This is a genomic window from Nitrosospira sp. NRS527, from assembly GCF_018406445.1.
Classification (GTDB): domain Bacteria; phylum Pseudomonadota; class Gammaproteobacteria; order Burkholderiales; family Nitrosomonadaceae; genus Nitrosospira; species Nitrosospira briensis.
Genome location: NZ_AP024515.1, coordinates 2,885,476 through 2,905,789 on the forward strand (window position 1 = coordinate 2,885,476; position 20,314 = coordinate 2,905,789).

Annotated in this window: 16 protein-coding genes; 5 read left to right on the top strand and 11 right to left on the bottom strand. The window is 51.9% G+C overall.

The window, feature by feature from the left end:
* The first annotated feature begins 81 nt into the window (after window positions 1-81).
* From KJS40_RS12845 to KJS40_RS12855, 3 genes are all read left to right on the top strand, one after another.
* Window positions 82-1,431: a hypothetical protein gene (locus tag KJS40_RS12845; protein ID WP_244859602.1), complete on the top strand. Its 1,350-nt coding sequence runs from the start codon at window positions 82-84 to the stop codon at window positions 1,429-1,431.
* Between the two features lie 54 nt (window positions 1,432-1,485).
* Entirely contained in the window at window positions 1,486-3,633 is a 2,148-nt protein-coding gene (locus KJS40_RS12850) for a VanZ family protein (RefSeq protein ID WP_213538283.1), read from the top strand.
* Between the two features lie 303 nt (window positions 3,634-3,936).
* Window positions 3,937-4,710 (top strand): class I SAM-dependent methyltransferase, encoded by a 774-nt coding sequence (locus KJS40_RS12855; protein ID WP_213538284.1) that lies wholly within the window; start codon window positions 3,937-3,939, stop codon window positions 4,708-4,710.
* Window positions 4,711-4,871: 161 nt separating this feature from the next.
* Here the strand turns inward: KJS40_RS12855 and KJS40_RS12860 are convergent, their stop codons facing one another.
* Window positions 4,872-6,026, bottom strand: coding sequence for a GNAT family N-acetyltransferase (locus tag KJS40_RS12860; RefSeq protein WP_213538285.1), 1,155 nt, complete (start codon window positions 6,024-6,026; stop codon window positions 4,872-4,874).
* Between the two features lie 379 nt (window positions 6,027-6,405).
* Here KJS40_RS12860 and KJS40_RS12865 point away from each other — a divergent pair, with 379 nt between their 5' ends.
* Together KJS40_RS12865 and KJS40_RS12870 are read left to right on the top strand one after the other, a co-directional pair.
* The gene (locus KJS40_RS12865) at window positions 6,406-6,702 is read left to right on the top strand and encodes a hypothetical protein (protein WP_213538286.1); all 297 of its coding nucleotides are present in this window, start codon (window positions 6,406-6,408) and stop codon (window positions 6,700-6,702) included.
* Between the two features lie 420 nt (window positions 6,703-7,122).
* The gene (locus tag KJS40_RS12870) at window positions 7,123-7,524 is read left to right on the top strand and encodes a hypothetical protein (RefSeq protein WP_213538287.1); all 402 of its coding nucleotides are present in this window, start codon (window positions 7,123-7,125) and stop codon (window positions 7,522-7,524) included.
* Here KJS40_RS12870 and KJS40_RS12875 read toward each other — a convergent pair.
* The 10 genes from KJS40_RS12875 to KJS40_RS12920 form a co-directional block, all read right to left on the bottom strand.
* Window positions 7,479-8,828 (bottom strand): IS5 family transposase, encoded by a 1,350-nt coding sequence (locus KJS40_RS12875; RefSeq protein ID WP_213538288.1) that lies wholly within the window; start codon window positions 8,826-8,828, stop codon window positions 7,479-7,481. The two genes, KJS40_RS12870 and KJS40_RS12875, sit on opposite strands and share 46 nt — an antisense overlap.
* A gap of 310 nt (window positions 8,829-9,138) precedes the next feature.
* Window positions 9,139-9,801, bottom strand: a complete 663-nt coding sequence (locus tag KJS40_RS12880) for a GNAT family N-acetyltransferase (protein WP_244859603.1) — start codon at window positions 9,799-9,801, stop codon at window positions 9,139-9,141.
* A 275-nt stretch (window positions 9,802-10,076) separates the two neighbouring features.
* On the bottom strand, window positions 10,077-11,039 hold the full coding sequence (locus KJS40_RS12885; protein ID WP_213538290.1) for a polysaccharide deacetylase: 963 nt from the start codon (window positions 11,037-11,039) through the stop codon (window positions 10,077-10,079).
* 182 nt (window positions 11,040-11,221) lie between these two features.
* Window positions 11,222-13,156, bottom strand: a complete 1,935-nt coding sequence (locus tag KJS40_RS12890; RefSeq protein WP_213538291.1) for an XrtA/PEP-CTERM system amidotransferase — start codon at window positions 13,154-13,156, stop codon at window positions 11,222-11,224.
* Between the two features lie 9 nt (window positions 13,157-13,165).
* Window positions 13,166-14,377 (bottom strand): TIGR03088 family PEP-CTERM/XrtA system glycosyltransferase, encoded by a 1,212-nt coding sequence (locus tag KJS40_RS12895; RefSeq protein WP_213538292.1) that lies wholly within the window; start codon window positions 14,375-14,377, stop codon window positions 13,166-13,168.
* Entirely contained in the window at window positions 14,361-15,968 is a 1,608-nt protein-coding gene (xrtA, locus tag KJS40_RS12900) for an exosortase A (protein ID WP_244859604.1), read from the bottom strand. The genes KJS40_RS12895 and xrtA overlap by 17 nt, the downstream gene beginning before the upstream one ends.
* Window positions 15,969-16,025: 57 nt before the next feature.
* Complete coding sequence (locus KJS40_RS12905; RefSeq protein WP_213538293.1) at window positions 16,026-17,231, bottom strand: TIGR03087 family PEP-CTERM/XrtA system glycosyltransferase; 1,206 nt, start codon at window positions 17,229-17,231, stop codon at window positions 16,026-16,028.
* A 4-nt stretch (window positions 17,232-17,235) separates the two neighbouring features.
* Window positions 17,236-18,321 carry a FemAB family XrtA/PEP-CTERM system-associated protein gene (locus tag KJS40_RS12910; protein ID WP_213538294.1) on the bottom strand — a complete coding sequence of 362 codons (1,086 nt, stop codon included), beginning with the start codon at window positions 18,319-18,321 and terminating at the stop codon, window positions 17,236-17,238.
* 5 nt (window positions 18,322-18,326) lie between these two features.
* The gene (locus KJS40_RS12915; RefSeq protein ID WP_213538295.1) at window positions 18,327-19,169 is read right to left on the bottom strand and encodes an XrtA system polysaccharide deacetylase; all 843 of its coding nucleotides are present in this window, start codon (window positions 19,167-19,169) and stop codon (window positions 18,327-18,329) included.
* A 140-nt stretch (window positions 19,170-19,309) separates the two neighbouring features.
* Window positions 19,310-20,314 carry an XrtA/PEP-CTERM system-associated ATPase gene (locus KJS40_RS12920; RefSeq protein WP_213538296.1) on the bottom strand — a complete coding sequence of 335 codons (1,005 nt, stop codon included), beginning with the start codon at window positions 20,312-20,314 and terminating at the stop codon, window positions 19,310-19,312.

Genomic DNA, 20,314 nt, shown 5'->3' on the forward strand with positions numbered 1-20,314 from the left:
TGGGATGATATTTTCAAAAAGGAATGCGTCGTTCGGTAAATCGACGCTTGCGGTTCATCGATCTCGCTGATATCCATGTAAATGATCAAATCAAGCCATATTCTTTTTTTCCACTTTCTCCTCGCATTCGCCAGCGTTATCACCGGGTCGACATCTGCTTCCGCAGGGGCAAGCTATACAGCCAACCCGGATAATTATCTCGCCAGACTGAAGATACTGGAACCAGGCGCTTACCTGCGGTTACTGCCGGGAGAGTATAAGAACGGTCTGCCGATACAGTATCTCCACGGCATTGCGCAAGCACCGATTACGATTTCCGGGCCGGAAAGAGGCCCGCGCGCGGTTTTTGTTGCGCGTCCTGGACATAATACGATCAGCATCATCAATTCGAGCTACGTCGCTATTCGTAATCTGGATCTCGATGGCCGCCATCTACCGGTCGACGGCGTGAAATGTGAAGGGCATGCGAACTGGGCGCACCACATTACCCTCGATGGGTTACGCGTGCTTGGCCACGGCAATAATCAGCAAACGGTAGGCATTTCCACCAAATGCCCGGCCTGGGGCTGGATAATTCGCAACAATGTGATCGAGGGCGCCGGGACCGGTCTCTATCTTGGAAATTCGGATGGGCACGCGCCGTTCATTGCCGGGTTGATCGAGCACAATCTGGTAGTCAATACGCTCGGTTATAACTTGCAGATCAAACATCAGCAATCTCGCCCACTATTGCCGGAGATGCCGGATGGACGCAACGCAACGATTATTCGCCACAATGTTTTCAGCAAGGCGAATGGAGGATCCTCCCAGAAGATGGCGAGGCCTAATGTGCTGGTCGGGCATTGGCCGCTTACGGGGTCGGGTGCAGATGATCGTTATCTCGTCTATGGCAATTTTTTCTATCAGAATCCGCATGAATCGCTGTTCCAGGGGGAAGGCAATATCGCGTTGTACAATAATTTGTTCGTAAATCATTTTGGCGATGCGATACGAATTCAACCGCATAACGATACGGCACGCATAATAAGTGTGTTCTACAATACAGTGATAGCCAGCGGATCCGGCATAACACTTTCACGGCGCGAACACGATCCGGCCTATCCACAACTCGTCACTGCCAATATGGTGTTCGACAGGTCCCGAATGCGTGATACTTTTCTGAAAGGGAACCTGGTCGGCGAGCTCAACGAGGCTTCGGATTTTCTTTCTCGGCCGTTTGCGCCTTTAGGCGAAATGAACCTGGCACCGGCAGGCGGCAACGTGCGGGAGCATACGGAAGGCAATGTGCATTTCGATATATATCCGGATTCCGATCTGGATTTCGATGGCGATTTACATGGTAGAGGCGGGATAGGCGCCTATGCACTCGACAAAGTCAGGCCCCGCTGGGCTCCAATGCTGGAAATCAAGCCAGCACCCCTCGCGCGATAATGGAGTGTCATCCGTTGCGCTCAGTTTAATTTCATCCGGCTATGGCTAGGAAAAATGCGCGTTCTGTCCGTTATCGTCGTACTCATTGCCTACGGATCGCTATATCCCGGCGATCTTTCCGAACCTGACCCGGGTGCTGTAAAGCAATTCCTTACCGATTGGCATTTATTTACTTCCCGGGGGGATATGCTGGGTAATGTTGCACTGTTTTTTCCAATGGGAATGGCGGGAATATTATTTGCCCGAAAAAGATTCGATAGCAGGATCGGTGTCGCCACGTTACTCTTTCTGGCGCTGATATATTCTTTCAGCCTGCAGTTAGCTCAGGTTTGGCTACCGTCCCGCTCCGCGGCGCTGGCGGATGTGGCATGGAATATGGTGGGTATGGCAGCAGGTATGGCAACAGCACACCTAATGGCAATGCGTTTATCTGCGAGGGGACAGCCACTGAATGTGGCCTCGCTCGTACCTCTGGTGATATTGGTATTATGGCTGCTCACCGAATTGTTGCCGCTGGTGCCATCGCTGGACATACAAAAATTCAAGGATGCACTGAAGCCACTTTTCCTCGTATTCAGCTTTTCTTTCCCGGCGATCACGATGCATGCAGCCGGTGTAGTTGTCGCGGGTAGCGCTTTCACGGCATTGGGGCAGCGGGCGGCTTGGTGGCTGGGGGTCGCGATCCTGCTGGTCTGGGTCGGCAAGGTCGTTATCATGAATTTGACACTGGATGCATCGCTTCTCCTGGGGACGGCGGCAGGTTATGGCGGATATTTGATTGCATTGCGCGCCGAGCTCAAAAAACCGTTCGAAGTAGCGTTCTGGCTGTTGCTGGCCGCCTGGAGCATCACTGCGCTAACCCCTTTTTCTCCCGCTCCGGGTGGAACCTTCAATGGCATTCCTTTCGCAACCATGCTTCAGGGATCGTTGGAAGTGGCGGTCCGCGGCCTGGTCCAATCGTTGTTTATTTATACTGCCCTGATATGGCTTGCACACAGAACGGGGCTGGGTATCGGCAAAGCAGTGCTGGGGCTGGCTATCTGGTCTTCTTTTATAGAACTGATGCAGATGGGGTTGCTGGGCCGCACAGCGGATATAACGGAACTTATTTTATTATTGCTGGTTGGCTGGGTCTTGTCGACGGCGCAGGCCCGCCAGCCGGCAACAAAGCTGCAAGCTGGCACGCCAGCGGCCCAATCGCAGCCTGTTGTCGCAATCAATGCAGGGGTGAGCGGGAAACGGACCCTCGGTCTACTAGCAATCGGAGTTGGGATATGTGCGGCTATGGGTTGGCTGATTACGCAATCCCCCTTGACGCCGTATAACGTTCGCGAACTGATATACGAGGGTCACCCCATCCGGTCGCTGATATTGCTTGCAGTGCTGTTGTATTGGGCGATAGGTTTTCCCATACTGATTGCACAATGGCTGGCTCGGGGTGAGCTGTACCTGCTCAGCTTCCTGCCTCTGGTATTACTGCATGGGTTGATCGCATGGTTGCTGCTGTGGTCCTCAGTGCCAAGCGAAAGTATCCATGACATTGTTGGATCTCCTGTTTTAGGATGGCCCTGGGAATGGGAATTACTGGGCCGCTTTCTGGCATTATTCAGTTTATGGAGCGTAGCGGCCACGGCGGGGTGCCTTATCGCCGCGTGGCATATCTTTCCGGATGCAAAGTCAGCGCTATTGGGATGGTCGATTGGCGCCTTCCTACTGATTCCACTTTCATACTACATTGTGGTTTCGGAAGCATCGACAGACAATCTGGTCGAGCTGATAGCGAACAATGGCAGCGTGGGTGCATTTTTACTGATTGGCCTGGCCATGGCCGAGATTGCGTTTGGTGGAACGAAGGCGGTGCTGGCATCGAGCCCCGGGTTGGCGCACCGGACAAGAGCGACCGCATGGGTGCTTGCTTGCGGTATTTTAGCCTATTTTGCACTCTCTTTTGGTACGGAACAAGTAATCGTCAAGTATGGTCAGGTGTTTTCCGCAATGCAGTTTTTGCTGAGCAGCGATCGTTCGAATCTGGCCGGACCGGGTGAACTGATAGCTCGATACACTGTGCTTTATGGCCTTCTTATCGCAGCAATCATGGTGGTGCAATATCCGCTGTGGCGCTGGATCATATCAGCACTGCCCCGGTCAAGCAGGCACATGGGTGAGCCGATGCCCCGTCCGCAGCCGAACAATAGGCGCTGAAGCTTTAGCTATGAACACTGCCGTCCAGTGATAGTTTGTGATGGTTATTATCCGATGGTGAACCTTGGTCCTATGCGAACCAGGCCTCGAATGCAATCATGTAATCAGCGCGAACCCCGCCGGTTAAACCGATAGCCAATTCAAGCCTAGCCATAGGCATTACAGATAACCGACAGGCAATTTCTGGTTTTTGCGCCTTACTTATGATATAAAAAAGCAGAGGTTAGGCTTGCCGGACACGAAGGAAAAGTGCAATGACAGAGACTGTACGCCCAACGATCATTAAAGCTTGAGGCCACGCCGATGAAACATGAAATCTTGTTATTCGATCGGGTAGCCCGTGCTTGGCGCCGCCGCTCAATTGCAGAGTTCAGCAGATTGCTCATTTACAACCTGGGATTGATAGTCACAGGCAAGTACTGGAAGGCAAGCCATGCTTTCGACCGGTCGTTCGATCTGCGATGCAACGTAGAAACCGCAGGCACTGAAGAGCCGGAGTTTTTGACCGCGGAAGACGCGCTCAAAACACATGCCAAGGCATATGAACCGGTAACGGAACAATCGATACAAGCGCTGCTCGGGATGCTGCCCCCCCTCGACCTTGGTGACTTTATTTTTATCGATCTCGGCTCGGGAAAGGGACGCGCGCTATTCGTGGCAGCAGAGTATCCATTCCGCCAGATTATAGGCGTGGAATATACCCGGGAGCTCCACGAGATGGCAATGCGCAATGTCGGTACTTATCGGAATCCTGTGCGAAAGTGCTTTGATATCAATCCGGTCTGTGCAGATGCCACGACCTTCAGCTTGCCCGAGTATCCGACAATATGCTTTATGAATAATCCGTTTGATGCATTGATGATTGCTAGAACTGCCCAACACATCGACCAGTCAGTTCGGTCGGCCCCACGCCCCTTTTTCATCGTCTACATTCATTCATATTACACCGACCCCATCGACGCCATGCCTGGATGGTCGCGGATATGCGCGGGCTCGTTGGGCCCCTCGCCCTATGTAATCTGGCAGTGGGATTCCGGCAACAGCGAATGCATGGATCCGGTGGCATCAGCCGGATAACCATTGCATATGCAGCGGCAGCGCCCCTATGAACATTACTGAATTAAGTTATAGCTATTTCAGGCTGAGGCGAACTCAACCGACGAATGAAAACGCCACCGGGTACTGGGCAAAGTGAAAATCTTCAGAACCTTCATTAATTCAATCTCTTCTGATAAGACTTAATTTTTACCCCTGAAATGCTTTACAGTGCTCGTACGAACCAAATGCTTGATGCGCTCCTTCAATCCGTTTTTATCAAGCCAGCGTCCAATCGTTTCGGATAGGCAATTCGCTGCAACCAAGCTGTGTGCATAAGCTGTACCGGGCCACCCGCGCGGAATCAGATAGTAATGCCTTTCCTCTCGAAATTTGTTTGACATTCTTTGCTTGTACAAATTGTCACCTGCCAGGAAATCGAAGCGGCAAATGCCGTCCGCCAGCAAATCAGCCATGACTTCTGTATGCAGGTAAATACCCGGTTGCAGCTTGGATATGTCCGGATCGTACCCCACCTGATGTCCGAAATAGGTATGGCCGTCATGGTAACCAAGCCCGAAGGCAACCGGGATGTCGCCGATCCAGAGAATGTATGCCCGAAGCCAGCCGCAAGTTGCCGCCGCACGGAGTTGCCTGATATGCTCAGGGGTATTTTCAAGCCCGAGACCGAGCAAGTGGTACTGGTAAGTCTTGCGAGATATTCGCGCCAGGACATCAGCCAACTCGTCAACCTGCTCGGGTTCTGTGTAACGAATCATCGTGACCGGATTTTTCGCTTTCACGCTGAAATTCTTGCGCGTGCGGCGAACATCCTCACGGGTCTTGCTTCCAAGCGTCCGCAAATAATCTTCGAATTGCGCCCCCGCTGAAAGTTCGATAAGACGTCGCGTATAGGCTGGCCCATAAGGAACTACATGGAATAAATCGCGAACCGGACTGTCCGGCGACAGCAATAGGTCGGCAAGAGGAGAGCCTGCCTGCACGCCCTCAAAAAATACGACACCGCGCCTGCCTATCGCTTCCTGAAGCGGCTCGAACAATCCGGCCAGCAACGCCTGATTTTCACACAGTGGCGCTGCCTGTAGCGCATACCTCAGCACGGGAATATGAAATACAGTGCTTTCACCCAGGCAGTATGACAATGCGCCCGGATGAACAAAAAAAGGCGCATAACCGCTAGGATATTGTTTATCACCGACCAGGAAATACTGTACATATTTGTCCGAACTGTCGATACGGCTGCTCAGCCAGCGCGGATCCAGCTCAAGCGGTACCGGCCCCAAGGCGGAGAGATCCATTGCCTCGTCTGAACTGCCAGCAGAATACCAGGGGATCATAATGTAAGGATTATCTTGGCATTAAACGTTTTCGATTATCTGCTGTGCTTAAGATAACATCTTCGTCACTTTAGCCGAAAAGGCTCTTTCAAAAAAATCATAAACCATGATCCAGGAGCGATGCACATAATGGCATGTGTGTATATTCGACCTAGGATACCGCACGTTAATTGATAACTCATCCCGGGAAACAGCATCGGGGCTTTTCCATCAACTTCAATCGAACTCTACACTCTCATTCGTATCCTTATATATATATAGCAGAAGAAATAGTATCGAAACAAAACTTTGAGCCGGATCCGAATTGCCTCAATAAAAAAGTAACCGAAGGAGTACATCAAGGGGATACGTTGCCTCAAATTGTTGGTAACCGAACCAAGTGGGGGTTATCGACATGGGCAAGCATGAGAAACGTGTCTATCTTGAGGCGATACGCAAGCGCTATCACCGGGTTGAACGGGGTGACAAGGGCAAGATCCTGGACGAGTTCTGTTCAGTGTGCGGTTATCAGCGCAAGTACGCCATCCGGCTGTTGGGGTGCAAGCCTGTCAAATCAACACGGCGTCCTGGACGGCCTTCGCAATATAACCAGCCTGCGCTGCTGACGGTATTGCGCAAGCTATGGCTTGTCACCGATCAGATGTGCAGCAAGCGGCTGGTGGCTGCCGCACTATGAGGTACATTTTGGCGTGCTGGATGAGTCGACCCGAGCAAAGCTTGCAGGGATTTCGCCAGCCAGCATTGATCGCTTGCTGAAGCCGATTCGAGTACAGCATCCCAAGGGCTTGTCAGTCCGGCACCAAGCCGGGCACACTCTTGAAGCATCAAATCCCGATTTGCACGACGCATTGGGACATTACTCTGCCCGGCTTCATGGAGGCAGATACCGTGGCGCACTGTGGCAATTCTCTGGCGGGTGATTTCGTCTGGAGTCTGACCTTATCCGATATCCTCACCGGATGGACAGAGTGCCGCGCCACCTGGAGCAAGGGTTCCAGCGGTGTGTTGGATCAAATCAAGGAAATTGAGCAGGCGCTGCCTTTCCAGCTACGCGGATTTGATTGTGATAACGGGGAGCGAGTTTCTCAATCATTACTTGCTGCGCTACTTCACCTTGCATCCAGCCAAACCTACCTTCACCCGTTCGCGCCCCTACCAGAAGAACGACAATGCGCATGTCGAGCAGAAGAATTGGACGCATGTCCGGCAGCTGTTCGGTTACGAGCGTTTCGATAATCCTGAACTGACGAAGCTGATGAATGCGTTATATGCAAACGAATGGAGTCAGCTACAGAATCACTTCTGCCCCACGCTGAAACTCAAAAAGAAGGAGCGCATCGGAGCGCGCTATTGCAAGCAGTATCATACACCAGAGACACCTTATCAGCGTGTCATGAGCTGCGAAACTGTGACGGACGATATTAAGGTAGTCGTCCCTGAAAAACTCGTTTTTCAGTCAGTCAATTGTAAGTTTGATATTTTGCTTGCCAGCAATTGATTGAGACTGACCCGAAAACTGGCACACAAAAGCGCCAACCGGCGCAGGATCTTGCGCAGGTTGTGGCCTGCACCGCACAACAGCGCGTTCATGGCATCACCTTGGGCGCCTTTGAGGAAGTTTCTCCCCGGGCGACCATCGTTCTTCATGTGCCCGATCACAGGCTCCACGGCATTGCGGCGCTTGAGCTTCTTTCTGATCGCCACTGTGACGCCACGTTTGGCGCCGGCAATCCACACCTTGACCGGTTCCGCCAGCCCATGACCCCGGTAGCCGCGATCCACATAGACTTCTTTCGGTGCGATCCCCGTCAGTCTCTTGACCTGCTGCAGTGATGCCTCGAGCGTGTGTCCATCATAGGGATTGCCGGGTAAGGCTTGCATGCCGACTACGAAGCTCTCTTTGCTGGTGCTGACCACGCCGACCTTGACGCCGAATTCATAAGGCTTGTGTGCTTTGCCCTTGGCGATACACTCGACTTCCGGGGCATGCACGCTGTACACCTTGCCTTTGTCGTGGCGCTGTTGCGCATGAATCCTCTTGGCAATCTCCAATAACCGCTTGAGTTCGGCGTGTTCCTGTCCGGCTTCTGTCTGCTGCAACACCACCTTGCGTTCGATGTCGCGGATTACCCGCCCCAGGCAAGTCCTGAGTCGCTTCTGTTCTCGTTTCGCGCGCCGCATCTGCCGGGCATGGGCATAGCGCCCATTCATCATGAGCGCGCGTTTTGATACTCGCTCGTAGCTTTGACGCAGATCAATTCCCCTCTGTTTCGCCAGCCGTACCAATGCACCTCTGGCCTTGTGATACAGCCTGGCATCGGTCGGGAAGGCAATCGCCTTGTCCTGAACCGTGGTGTCGACGTTGACGATTGCAACGGATGCCCTGGATACTGTCTTGGTGTTGATCCCCGCCACTACTGTGAGGCCCAGCATGAATTCGCAACCTTCCTTTCCTATGCGCTCACGAAACCGTGTCATCTGGCTGGGGTTGATCGGCATCTCGTGCCGGAAGTACTCTTCCCCGCAAAGGTGTTGCCAGTAGGGATTCTCTACCCAGCGTGCCACCACGGTTTCATCCGATTCGTTGAAGGTGTGTTTGAGGTAGTGCAGCCCGACCATCAACCGGATCGGGATGCCAGGACGGCCTTCCTCTGAATACAGGGCACCAAAGTGATCTTCCACTACCGTCCAGTCTATCTTCCCGCTCAGCCGGTACAGCGCATGGCGCTGATCCAGCATCTGTTCCAGCCGCATCCGGAAAAGATCATCACAACCACTGCGCTCTTGCTTCTTTGGTTTCATCTCAATTCACCAGAAATGAGGGGGGTAACAATCCTGATTCTGGCAAATTCCACGCTTTTTGAATACCCCAAACGTCAATATTTGTGCGGGTTCGGAGGGTATTTCAGGGGCGACTAAATTAAAACTGCGAACACGGCATGAAACATTGAACGCATTTGATCTGAAACAGCAGATTGATGCTAAATTACGAGCTATCTTTTCTATGGTCAAAGTTACCTCAGTATTGAGGCAACGTTCCTGACCTTCGGTATCCTTTTGTTATGAGGCAACGCGCGGATCCACTAATGAATTTGCCCCAGGATAAAAAATATCAGATCCCGAAACGCATCATTTTTTTTACTTTCGACTTGAGCCCCAGTTGATCCAGCTTGTTGCCAGTCAATTTGCTGAAATTATCGACGATTCTCTGACTATGCAACAACAACCTATTGCGCAGGTTGCTACGCAGGAAAAAAACGTTGGCGCACTGAATATGATGGGTGGCAAATAGCTTTTTATGTTCTGATTGTCCTTCGGTAAAATCAAAAAAGCGAAAACAACGCTCCGCGAATAAATGCTCCAGGGCGAACCACTGCAGGATCGTGCCTACCGAAAAATTCATGTAGCTGGGGTTGTATCCAAGAAAGGCGTAAATCAGGACGTCATTGACAACCGGGCAGTAGAGGTACGAGACAGGTATATCCTGATGAAAAAGAATGAAGCCACGAACATGCCCCTGTTGAGCAAGCCGATCCATTTCACGACGAAATTCCTCAGAATCGGGCAGCCCCGCATCAAGGAGTTTTTCCTGATAGGTTACTTGGGAAACGGCACGCGCCAGCTGAAAGAATTCCGGCATTTCCCCGGCAGACTTGTAGATCCTCCACGAAATGCTGCCGCCGCAATGCTCCGTATATTTCCGGACTTTACGGTTGAGAGTTGAGCGCGTCTTGGAGGAAAATTTACCTTTGTACTCTTCGAACGGCTGGCGCATATCGATGTAGTACCGCTGGTGCCGGGAAGATATATAGCAGAGGTAACCGTCCCGTTCTCTCAGTACCGGTTGCTCACCGATGACGCGCAGCGATCGTATCAGGAAACCCTGGCTATTCGCCTGCAGAGGGTCGGCTGGCGGCATCGGTTCCGCCACTGGTAGAGTTTCATCATCAATCCCCACTTCGCGAACTTGCAACCATAATTCAGGCGCGAGCAGTGTCTTATCGCCAAGTTGAAGCTTTATGGGAACTTTATGATAGTGCCATTTTCGATTCAACGATACCTCCGCCGTATCCCCTGTTCCAGCATTCTTAGCCCGGTTTTCCAGATTGGCGAGGTAAGCGGAACCGGTTGTGAGAACGTCGAAGCGGGTGTCAAACCATGAAACCCGCGGACATGAAAGCAATCCCGATGGCGATCAAGAAATGAGCAGAGCTTGCGAAAGCGGGCTACTACGATATCATCCGGTCGGTTCATACTGCTATTGAGCAACTCGAAATTATGGGAGAGGATAACAAAAGCTTTACGCCCGGCTTCCAGCGCTTGCCAGAGCAAGCCCTCCATCTCGCGGTACGAACATGCCGTCACCTGTGCATGCCGCAGTGAATGCGTGCCCCCATCAAAAACTGTCATGGGATACTCGAAAACCCCTTCACATTCAATTGGTTCGACAAGTGTAACATTCGGATTAACTCCACTGTCCAACCCAAACATGCTGGCGTTGTAGCTGCTATCGAAAGCAATGCGATTTGCGGCAAGGGCACGAAGCGTATCCCTGTTGAAACCGAAGCCCCCAGCGCGAAATGCGCTTATATGCTGCCCACCGGCCAATTCAATCAACTTCGCGCCCGCATGAATCAAAATTGTCTGTTCTTGTAAAGAAAAATATCGAAGGAATTGCTTTTTACCAGTTATGTTGTCGAGCAGGGGCTCGTTGGACTCGTCAACCCACTCGGTATGCAGGTGAAGCTGTATTTCATGGCCTCGTTCCCGAACAAGACCGACAATTTCGGCTAATGGGTCCAGCCCGAAGCGGGTCGAGAAAAGAGGCTCGACAAAAAATACGCCGGTCAGACCATGCGCTTGTAATTGATGCAGTTGATGCGGTAAGCCGTAATTACCCCTTGACGTAGGTCCGTAAATATACCGCTGGAAGGCGGCCGGGAATTTGGCATCAATGTCGTCCCAACCATCACACCAAACTTCTACGTCAACGGTGAGAAATACGTCCATCATCTTGTCGCACCCTCCAGGATTTATGCTCAGTCAGCAGGAGAAACGCGACCGATAGCGTTACGGCCCGACGAAATGATCAGATCGCGTTACGTCGGGGATAAATGAGAAGCCCGGCGATGCTATTTCCCAGGTAATCACATGATTCTGGGATTGTAGAATTGCCGGATTTCTGCCACAGAACGTCATGCCACCCTGAGGTCATTCTTACGCACGCTGGGTTGCTCCGTGTCGAGCACATTACGCAAAAACGATTCGAACATCAGCAATGACCAGAGCGAAGCACTATAATCGCGCCGTCCCGATTGATGCTGTTCAAGCATTTCCTTTAGAAACGCCTTATTGAAGAATCCCGTGTCGGCCAAAGTCGGACCCATTAATGCATCGTTTAGCCTTTGGCGAAGCGGGCCGCGAAACCAGCTTGCCAGCGGTACCGAAAATCCCATTTTGTCCCTGTAAAGGATGTCATCGGAAAGGTAGGGTTCCAGCGCTTTCTTGAACACGTATTTGCCTTCCTGGCCACGCAGCTTAAGCGAGACTGGAAGACCAGATATCCACTCGACCAGCTTATGATCCAGCAGCGGGACACGTACTTCCAGTGCATGTGCCATGCTCGCCCGGTCCACTTTGGTAAGGATGTCGCCAACGAGGTAAGTCTTCATGTCCAGGTATTGCACAAGGGAAAGGGGATCCTGTACAGGGCATTTTCCCGCATGCGCACGTAGCACCTCCACTGCGTCGTATCCCTGGAGACTGCGTTTGAAAGAATCACTGAACAGGCGTTGGCGCATTCGATCCTTCATGATGGAAACACCGTGGAAATATCCTTCGACGGAGTCGCGAGCGAGCGCTTCAAAGGTGGATTTTGCACGCAAGACCCTGGGCGCCCAATCAGCCTTGGGATATACATTTCCCAGCACGCCGAACAAGGGCTTGCGAAATCCCAGCGGCAACATGGACCTCATCCGTTCCTCATAAAGGTGCCAACGGTAGCGGCGGTAGCCGGCAAGATTTTCATCGCCGCCGTCTCCCGATAATGCAACCGTGACGCGCTTCCTGGCCAGCTCGCATACCCGATAGGTAGGCATGGCCGAACTGTCTGCGAATGGTTCGTCATATAGAGAAGCCAGCTTGTCTATAAGGTCGAAATCGTCTGCGTCTACCTGCTCCATATTATGCTGAGTGTGATAGCGATCCGCCACCTTTTGCGCATATTGGGATTCATTGAATGCGGGGTCGCCAAAGGAGATGGAGCACGTATTAACCGGTTCTTCCATAAGATTGGCCATCATTGCCACCACCGCGCTGGAGTCGACTCCACCCGACAGGAACGCGCCCAGCGGCACTTCGGTCATAAGGTGGATCTTTACCGATTCACGCAACCGGACAATCAGCTCTTCCTGCGCCTCTTGCACACTGGTGCATTCGTTCGGTGTGAACGGTATCTCCCAGTACTGGCGCGGGCGCAGTGTACTCTGGCCGCGATGAAGCTTCAGTGTATGAGCTGGCGGCAGCTTGAAACCCTGCGTGAATATGGTTTTTGGTTCAGGAACATAGCCATAAGCGAAATAATCTTCGATGGCGTGGGGATCCATGTCCCGGCGAAAATTCGGGTGCGCAAGCAGAGCCTTCAGCTCGGAAGCGAAAATGAATGTACCGTCGTTCAGCAGGCTATAATAAAGCGGCTTGATACCCAGTCGGTCGCGAGCAAGAAACAGCACCTCGCGGTTACGATCCCACAAACCGAAGGCAAACATGCCGCGAAACCGGTCTACGCAAAGCTCACCCCACTCTTCCCAGGCATGGACGATAACTTCCGTATCGCAATGGGTGCGAAAATCATGTCCCAGGGCGACAAGTTCCTTGGCGAGTTCCTGAAAATTATAGATTTCACCGTTGAAAACGACGACAACGGTGCCGTCTTCGTTAAAAAGTGGTTGCTGTCCGCTGGAAACATCCATTATTGAAAGGCGGCGGTGACCAAGACCTATCCCTGCCTCTGTATATAGTTGCCCTTCATCCGGTCCGCGGTGAACCTGCATCTGATTCATGCGCCCGAGCAATTGCCGGTCGATTTCTCTCTGGCCACGGGTATCAAACAGTCCGACGATTCCACACATGCTTTTTCCTTAATCCGATCGCAGGCGTAAAGCCTTGTCATAGACCCGCAGATAGCCCTGGGTCATGGCATCCATACTGAAGCTTGTCTCAATTTGTTGCCGGGCTGCTTTGCCGTGATTGGTGATCAGATTCGGGTTTCGATAGTATTTTAATATCGCTTCCATCATCGCGGCCGGCGCATCCGGCGAAATGAGCATCCCGGTAACGCCCTCGCTCACAAGCTCCACATTGCCACCAACGCGAGTTGCCACTGTCGGCAAGCCAGTGGACATGGCTTCCAATATCGTATTCGAAATGCCTTCGCCCAACGAAGGCAGCACAAACAGATCCATAGCCCGCATCAACTCAGGAATGTCGGCTCGTTCACCTGGGAGCCAGGCGAGGGTTTCCGCTCCGGCTTCGCGCAACATCCCGATGCATTCCGACCGCGAATTTCCGTCACCCACAATCAGAAGCCGAAGTCTTTCCCGAGCGATGGGCATTTCTTCCAACAGCATCAGGAAAGCCCGAACCAGACAGGGAAAATTTTTTACGTCCGTCATCCTGCCGACACTACCAATGACAAACGTATTCTCCGTAAAAAACCCTTCCCGCAGCTCCGGGAAATTCCCGACTCCAGAGTCTTTGCGATTGCGCGGACGAAAACGCAAACTGTCGACTCCATTGTAGACTTGGCTGATGCGATCCGGTGCGGCCCCCACGGTGTTGGCGAGCCAACTCTCCAGATCCCTGCTGACAGCGATGAAATGATTCACAAAAGGTCGAATTGCTTTTCTCAAGAGGTTGTATTTACGGTTCTTCCCGTACAAATCAAACATATCCCGACCGTGTTCTCCGTGCACCCGTGCCCGCGTGCCGGCGAATGCCGCAATCACCTGACCCTCCAACGTGCCGAGATTGCGGGTATGTACAATATCCGGCTTCAACCGCTTGAAGGTTTTGAAGAGGTTGATATAAATACTGAAGTCGTTTCCCTCACGCTTATGCAATGCCACGATTTCCACATTCTCCGTCTTGATCCGTTGGCTAAAGTCGGAGTAGCCCTTCAAACAAACGATGGCATGTCGATAACGCTGGGACGGAATATGATTGATCAGGTTCACAAGCCCGTTCTCCAGACCCCCGACACCTAGGTGGTAAATTACATGAACAATGAGCGGAGGCTGCTCAACGCTACCACCGGATTTTATCCGATCGCCGCGGCTAGCGATTGTCTGCATTCTGGAGCGCGTCAGTTATAGCAGGCAACATATCGTCGAGAAAACCCTGAAGTACTGGAACCGCTTCCTCTCGTGTATCTTCATAACGGGTAGCGATAATAATCTCAGCCCCATCATCGCCCCTTTGCAGAAGCTTGTTCCTGGCTAAAATGAATTTGGCCAGGTAAGGGTTGGCCGTACTCTCTCCGCTCAGCCAATACCATCGCCATATCAGCAGCCGTGTTGAGGAAGATCGCAACTCGCCCTGGTTGACGACCTCTTGCCGGGAGCCCAAGGCTATGCTGCGTGTTTCCTGTCTGATGTTGTGCCAACCTGGCTCAGCTTCCGATACCAGTATATTCTGAGAGTTGATCAACTCCGAACCCTGTTTCTGATTACGGTAATAACTGATGTAAAGATCCACCGACGTTCCGTCTTTCTGGTAATTCTGCAACAATTGGGCCGTAGCGCCGACGTATTCAGGCTTCCAGTCAGAGGTTTGGCTTGAACTGATCTGCCACTTTCCCGCAATATCCGGAATGTCAATTACTGGCCCCGTGCCAGGGGAGGAAGCGTGTTCCAGGTGGCCGGCATACATTGGCCAGATGAAGGTCACCGCAAGGACCGCACCGGCGGCGGAAACTGTACTCTTCAGCGAAATTGTCTTGTCGGTACGGAGTGCCGTTTCTGTTTCTTCTGTTTCTATGGCGGGCCCGGCGCTGTCGTTAGCATATGTATTGTCATCCTCCCGCCAGAAAGAACCGATCCAGAATAATAACAACATTACAAAGCCGAAGAAAACCCAACCGTAGATTAGATGGTCGACCCCTACAGCCAGTTGCATATCGCTCAGATGACCGGTCATTACAATCATATAGGCGCGGATGCCGTTCGCAACGATGGGGACGATCAATGAGAGGGCAATGAATATCAGGCGGCGCTTCAGGCTATAATACGTGAGATACGCGTAAAGGGTACCCAATGTAAACGATGCAATCAGGTACCGTATGCCGCTGCAGGCCTCCACCACGGACCAATTTCCGCTCGGTATGGAAAAAAAGCTGCCCTCCCGGTAAACCGGTATGCCGGTCAATTGAAGTGCCTTTACGGTAAAGTCGGCGGTAAAGTCTATGAGCGGCGGGATCAGCGCTTCCCCAAATGGAACCGCAAGCACGAGATAAGTCAACGGAAAGGCAAGCGCCCAGACCATCCGACGACCCAGAATTGCCCAAACCGCAGCTGGAATCATTGCGATCAACAACAACTGCTTGAATACCTGAACACTGGCAAGCGTTGCCAGCAACCAACTGAAACCCAGGCCTGCAAGCACCAGCAGAGCAAACGGACTTGGCTGGGAGAATGCCTTACTGAGGTGCTTGCGCTGCCCCCAGATCAGATAGGCGCTGAAGGGGAAGATCAGAAAGCCATGTGCGAATGTCTCGGATCGCATCCAGATTGAAATCATGGATCCGGTAGTCTCATGATAGCCCGCAAGAATTCCGGCAATGGCCGCGAGCGTCAGCAGCGCCGCTGCCTTCAGCTTTTGCTGATCTGGCGCTACAGTGTAATCATGCGTAATGTGTTGCGGCGTTTGGGCATTCATACCATACATACGAAGGCGTTTCCTGCAGCTCGAATATCGTTTTGCAAGATATGCGAATGGTCCTCGTTAAATTGTCTGCGGCTGGGACAAAAGTGCATCGATTCGTCCCAGATTTTTTTTCCAATTATAATCTTCCAGAACACGCGTTCTGGCGGCACGCCCAATGGCACGGTTTGGCCCATTCTGCAGGAGTTCGATAATTCGATTGATGAAGTCGCTTTCGTCGTTGGCAACTACCATATCCCGATCAGGGTTTGCATTGATTCCCTCTATCGCTTGCGGAGAAGCAATAACCGTTTTTCCCATCGCCATGGCTTCCAGAACTTTATTCTGTATCCCGCGTGCGATACGTAGTGGCGCCACAGCGATGGATGCATGGGCAAGGTAAGGCCTGATATCCGGCACTGACCCGGTAACGATGATGCCGGGAAGATCGGCTAAAGCCATTACCGCTGCTGACGGACGGGCACCAACTATATAAAACTCTACCTTGGGCAATTGCAGACGAATAGCGGGAAAAATATTGCTTGCAAACCACTGCACAGCATCAACATTTGCCCAGTAATCCATGGCGCCAGTGAAGACCAGGGTATCTATCCCGGTCAAGTAAGGATTAGGGTAAATATTTTGCGGGGAAAAATAGTCCGCATCGACTCCGTTATTAAAGTAGGTAACTTTTTCCGCCACCTCGGGCGCCAGACGCTTGAATAGATCGGCCTCGGTTTCGGAAACGAAAGTCGCACTATCGAAGAGCCTGGCGACCTGTTTTTCATAATCCAGCAGCAATTTCGACTCACGCCGATATATCCAGCTCATCGGCCAGGCAATGGTCGCCGCATATTGCATCCATTTGTCCGAATCGATATCTACAAAATCCATTACCCGGCGGACATTCATTGCATGGCTGACATATTGAGCCATGGCTGCCGAGAAAACCAGAATGGTTCCGACAGGCCTTGTTTCCAGCAAATTGCTGACCCATGCCTGCAGACGCTTATCGTGATAATAGGGCAAGGTGAGCGGCTGCCCCGAAAGCAGGCCTGACAGGCTACGAATTCGCGCTGACCTCGGGTAGAGATCAAGGAAACACGTTTCACCGCACATATCTCTGACTCTCTCAAGATGCTTATGATCCATCTCATCATCAATAAAAGTGCCGAGATGGATGCGATAGCGCTGGCTCAGATGCTTGAGCAAATGAAAGGACCGAATTTTGTCCCCCTTGTCGGGCGGGTAGGGAAAGCGATGGACGAGATAAAGCAGTTCCTGCACTGATCTAGCCCAGACTCTTCACTATGTGAGGACCGACGAAATTGGCAACCGAAAGAGGGAGTTTTTGCCAAGCCTTGATGAAAAGCTGATATTTGGGATTAAGCGGATTATGGTCGGGCATCGCCCCGGACCGGTGTAGCTGGTATTGGTAGTAAAGCGGTTGCGGCTCAAATCCCCAATTCCTCTTGAAATCGAAAGACCCGGTGTTATGTTTACTGCGCCCGAAATCAAAGATTTTATAACCTCTTTCACAGGCACGCCGCATAAGCTCCCAGTACATGAAATCGTTGCCCGCCAAATCCCGCGCTTCGCCGGTTCCCCCTCCATAATAAGGCGAGACCTCGTCACGAAAATAAAAACTCATCACGCCGCTGACGGCGCGTCCTTCCTTGACGACGATCATAAGTTCGCAGTCATCTGCGAAAACCTCTTTGAGTATGCGAAAATATTTTTTCGAGAAAACTGGGGTACCAAGGCGATGCAGGCTTGCCGAATAGGCGGAGAAAAAACGCTCAATACCCTCATCTACGACACTTTCCAGCCCAAACTTGATACCTTTGCGCACCATTGCACGCTGCTTGCGTGGAATTTCCCGCATGTTCTGCTCCGTTTCTGGCAAAATTTCTTTTCGAAACGTCGCATAGAGATCCTTGGTTGGCCAGTCCGAATGCAGCATTTTCAAGTTCCGGTATTCGAGATAGTCCACTTGCAGCTGTGAAGCGAGCGTCTGGGCAGCTTGGTCAAGCACTTCCCGGCCGGGCTCGGAAATTGCAGCGATACCGCCGTAGACGCAAAATGGCAGGGAGCTCAGGGAATGACCAAAAAGGCGGCTCTTGACCTCTGCCAGTGGCAACACACCTTGAATTTCACCATCCAACTCGGAGTAAAGAAACCAGGTTCTATGCCCGAAGGCACGCTCGATAACGGTTTGCCAACCCGCGCGATGGAAAAAAGTAGCTTCGGGACAAGCCGATACAAATTCATCCCATTTTTTTGCTTCTTCCGGTCGCAGCACGTGTACGGATGGCGCATCAGCCTGAAGAGAGGCGTTTTCTTGATCCTCCCGGAACGCGTCTATGATGCAGCTCATGCGGCTTAACTCAGGAAAATCCGATCCATGCGATCCCACTCGAAGTCACGGGTGAGGGCTTTGACACGGTCTTCCATTCGATGGAGATTATAGTAGTGGCGGAAGCGGGTTTTCATACTGAGGCCCTTCTGGCGCGGCTGCTGATGATCTATCTCCCAAGGATGGAAATAAAAGATTGCGGATTGATGCTCGAGGTGATTCAGCCTCTGCAGGAACCATCTCGAAACCGGATAAGGCCAAAGCCGGAAATAGCCGCCTCCCCCTGCAGGGATGTTCCGTTTGAATAGACGCATCGTGGTGATAGGCAATTCCAGTAATCGGTTATTGCCGCGCGGATAATAGGCGAAACGGGGGGCATCCGGCATGCCGTAGTGGTCGTGTTTGATGGGATAAATACTGGAACTGTAGCGATAGCCTGCTTCTTCAAGCAAATCCAGCGCCCATTGATTATGGCTGCCTATGGAAAAGCTCGGCGCTCTGTAGCCAAGCACTGCCTGCCCACCGATATCCTCGAGAATGGCTTTACTTTGAATAATGTCGTTTCGAAACTCATGGGGTTTCTGATCCGAAACACGGTAGTGACCCCAGCCATGGCTGGCAAGTTCGTGCCCGCTGGCGACAATCCGTTTTACCATGGCGGGGTAGCGATCGGCGATCCATCCAAGGGTAAAAAAAGTTGCTTTTGTGCGATCCTCGTCCAGTAAAGCAAGAATACGATCGATATTCATCTCTACACGGCAAGATAAAGATGCCCATGAGTCCCGTGAAATATGATTGGCGAAGGCGGAAACCTGGAAGTAATCCTCCACGTCGACAGTCATCGCATTACGTATACGTGTTGCCGTCATTTTTGGAAATCCTTCATCGCCTATCTCCCGATAACGTCGGCAGTTGGCCAGTTTTGGATGTTATTCTCAAATTGTCCACGAATACCTGCAGTTCCTGGATCCGCCATGGGCGGAGGAGCAGTACTCGCATATGGGTAGCATTATGTGTCTTTTGGCGGGCTCTTGTTTGAGCGAGCCAGCGAGAGTACCTGTTTGAGCAGGTGCGCCAACGATACGACAGAATCCTCCAGCTTGACAATTCTGGCGCTCATGCTTTGCAGGTGGGAAAGAGATTCTCCTCGAACCAAGCCTAGGTCGCTTATATCCGGCACATCAGCTGCCGCTATCGGGATCTCAAATTCTTGCTGAATATCCCGAATCACCTCATCGACTTCCGTACTGCCGAAGTTGTGCAATTTCTCTAAACAACCCATCAATAAAAGGCGATCACACAGCGCATTGATTCTTCGCGGAATGCCAGCCGCATGGTTGTGTATGGTTTCAAAGGTATCGTCTTCAAACGATGGGTCACCACACCAGCCCGCGGTCTTTAATCTATGTTCGATATACAATCGTGTTTCCGATAAATCCATGGGTCCGAGGTGGTAGGTTGCAATCACTCTTTGCCGCAATTGCTCCATATCGCTACCAAGTAAAGTTTTTCTGAACTCCGGTTGGCCGAGCAGGAATGTCTGAAGCAGAGGCCTGTCATCCGTTTGAAAATTGGAAAGCATCCTCAACTCTTCAACGGTCCGCCGGGAGAGGTTCTGCGCCTCGTCCACAACCAGAAGCGTGCGTTTTCCTTGCTGATCGCATTGGCGAAAGAACTGCTCGAGGCGAATGAGTAAAGAAGCCTTATCCGAACTTTCGTAGGGTAGTCCAAACGCCGCGGCGACCATTCTCAATGTATCGGCAGATTCCAGATCGGTATTGACGATTTGAGCGGCAAGAATTTTCTCGGACTCCAGCTTGCGGAAAAGATTGCGTACCAAGGTGGTCTTTCCCGCACCGACTTCTCCAGTGATCACGATAAAACCTTCTCTCTGGGAAAGCCCATATTCGAGGTAAGCCATGGCGCGTTTATGGCCCTTGCTTCCAAAGAAAAAACTGGGATCAGGTTTCAGTTGAAAGGGCTTGACTCTGAAGCCGTAGAAGGGCACGTACAT

What these genes read in the sequence shown, in the direction of transcription:
- KJS40_RS12880 (WP_244859603.1), bottom strand. Translation starts at nt 9,801, where the DNA reads ATGCGCCAGCCGTTCGAAGAGTACAAAGGTAAATTTTCCTCCAAGACG.
- KJS40_RS12915 (WP_213538295.1), bottom strand. Translation starts at nt 19,169, where the DNA reads ATGACGGCAACACGTATACGTAATGCGATGACTGTCGACGTGGAGGAT.
- KJS40_RS12895 (WP_213538292.1), bottom strand. Translation starts at nt 14,377, where the DNA reads ATGCAGACAATCGCTAGCCGCGGCGATCGGATAAAATCCGGTGGTAGC.
- KJS40_RS12875 (WP_213538288.1), bottom strand. Translation starts at nt 8,828, where the DNA reads ATGAAACCAAAGAAGCAAGAGCGCAGTGGTTGTGATGATCTTTTCCGG.
- KJS40_RS12885 (WP_213538290.1), bottom strand. Translation starts at nt 11,039, where the DNA reads ATGATGGACGTATTTCTCACCGTTGACGTAGAAGTTTGGTGTGATGGT.
- KJS40_RS12845 (WP_244859602.1), top strand. Translation starts at nt 82, where the DNA reads ATGATCAAATCAAGCCATATTCTTTTTTTCCACTTTCTCCTCGCATTC.
- KJS40_RS12855 (WP_213538284.1), top strand. Translation starts at nt 3,937, where the DNA reads ATGAAACATGAAATCTTGTTATTCGATCGGGTAGCCCGTGCTTGGCGC.
- KJS40_RS12860 (WP_213538285.1), bottom strand. Translation starts at nt 6,026, where the DNA reads ATGATCCCCTGGTATTCTGCTGGCAGTTCAGACGAGGCAATGGATCTC.
- KJS40_RS12910 (WP_213538294.1), bottom strand. Translation starts at nt 18,321, where the DNA reads ATGAGCTGCATCATAGACGCGTTCCGGGAGGATCAAGAAAACGCCTCT.
- KJS40_RS12890 (WP_213538291.1), bottom strand. Translation starts at nt 13,156, where the DNA reads ATGTGTGGAATCGTCGGACTGTTTGATACCCGTGGCCAGAGAGAAATC.
- xrtA (WP_244859604.1), bottom strand. Translation starts at nt 15,968, where the DNA reads ATGTATGGTATGAATGCCCAAACGCCGCAACACATTACGCATGATTAC.
- KJS40_RS12850 (WP_213538283.1), top strand. Translation starts at nt 1,486, where the DNA reads ATGCGCGTTCTGTCCGTTATCGTCGTACTCATTGCCTACGGATCGCTA.
- KJS40_RS12920 (WP_213538296.1), bottom strand. Translation starts at nt 20,314, where the DNA reads ATGTACGTGCCCTTCTACGGCTTCAGAGTCAAGCCCTTTCAACTGAAA.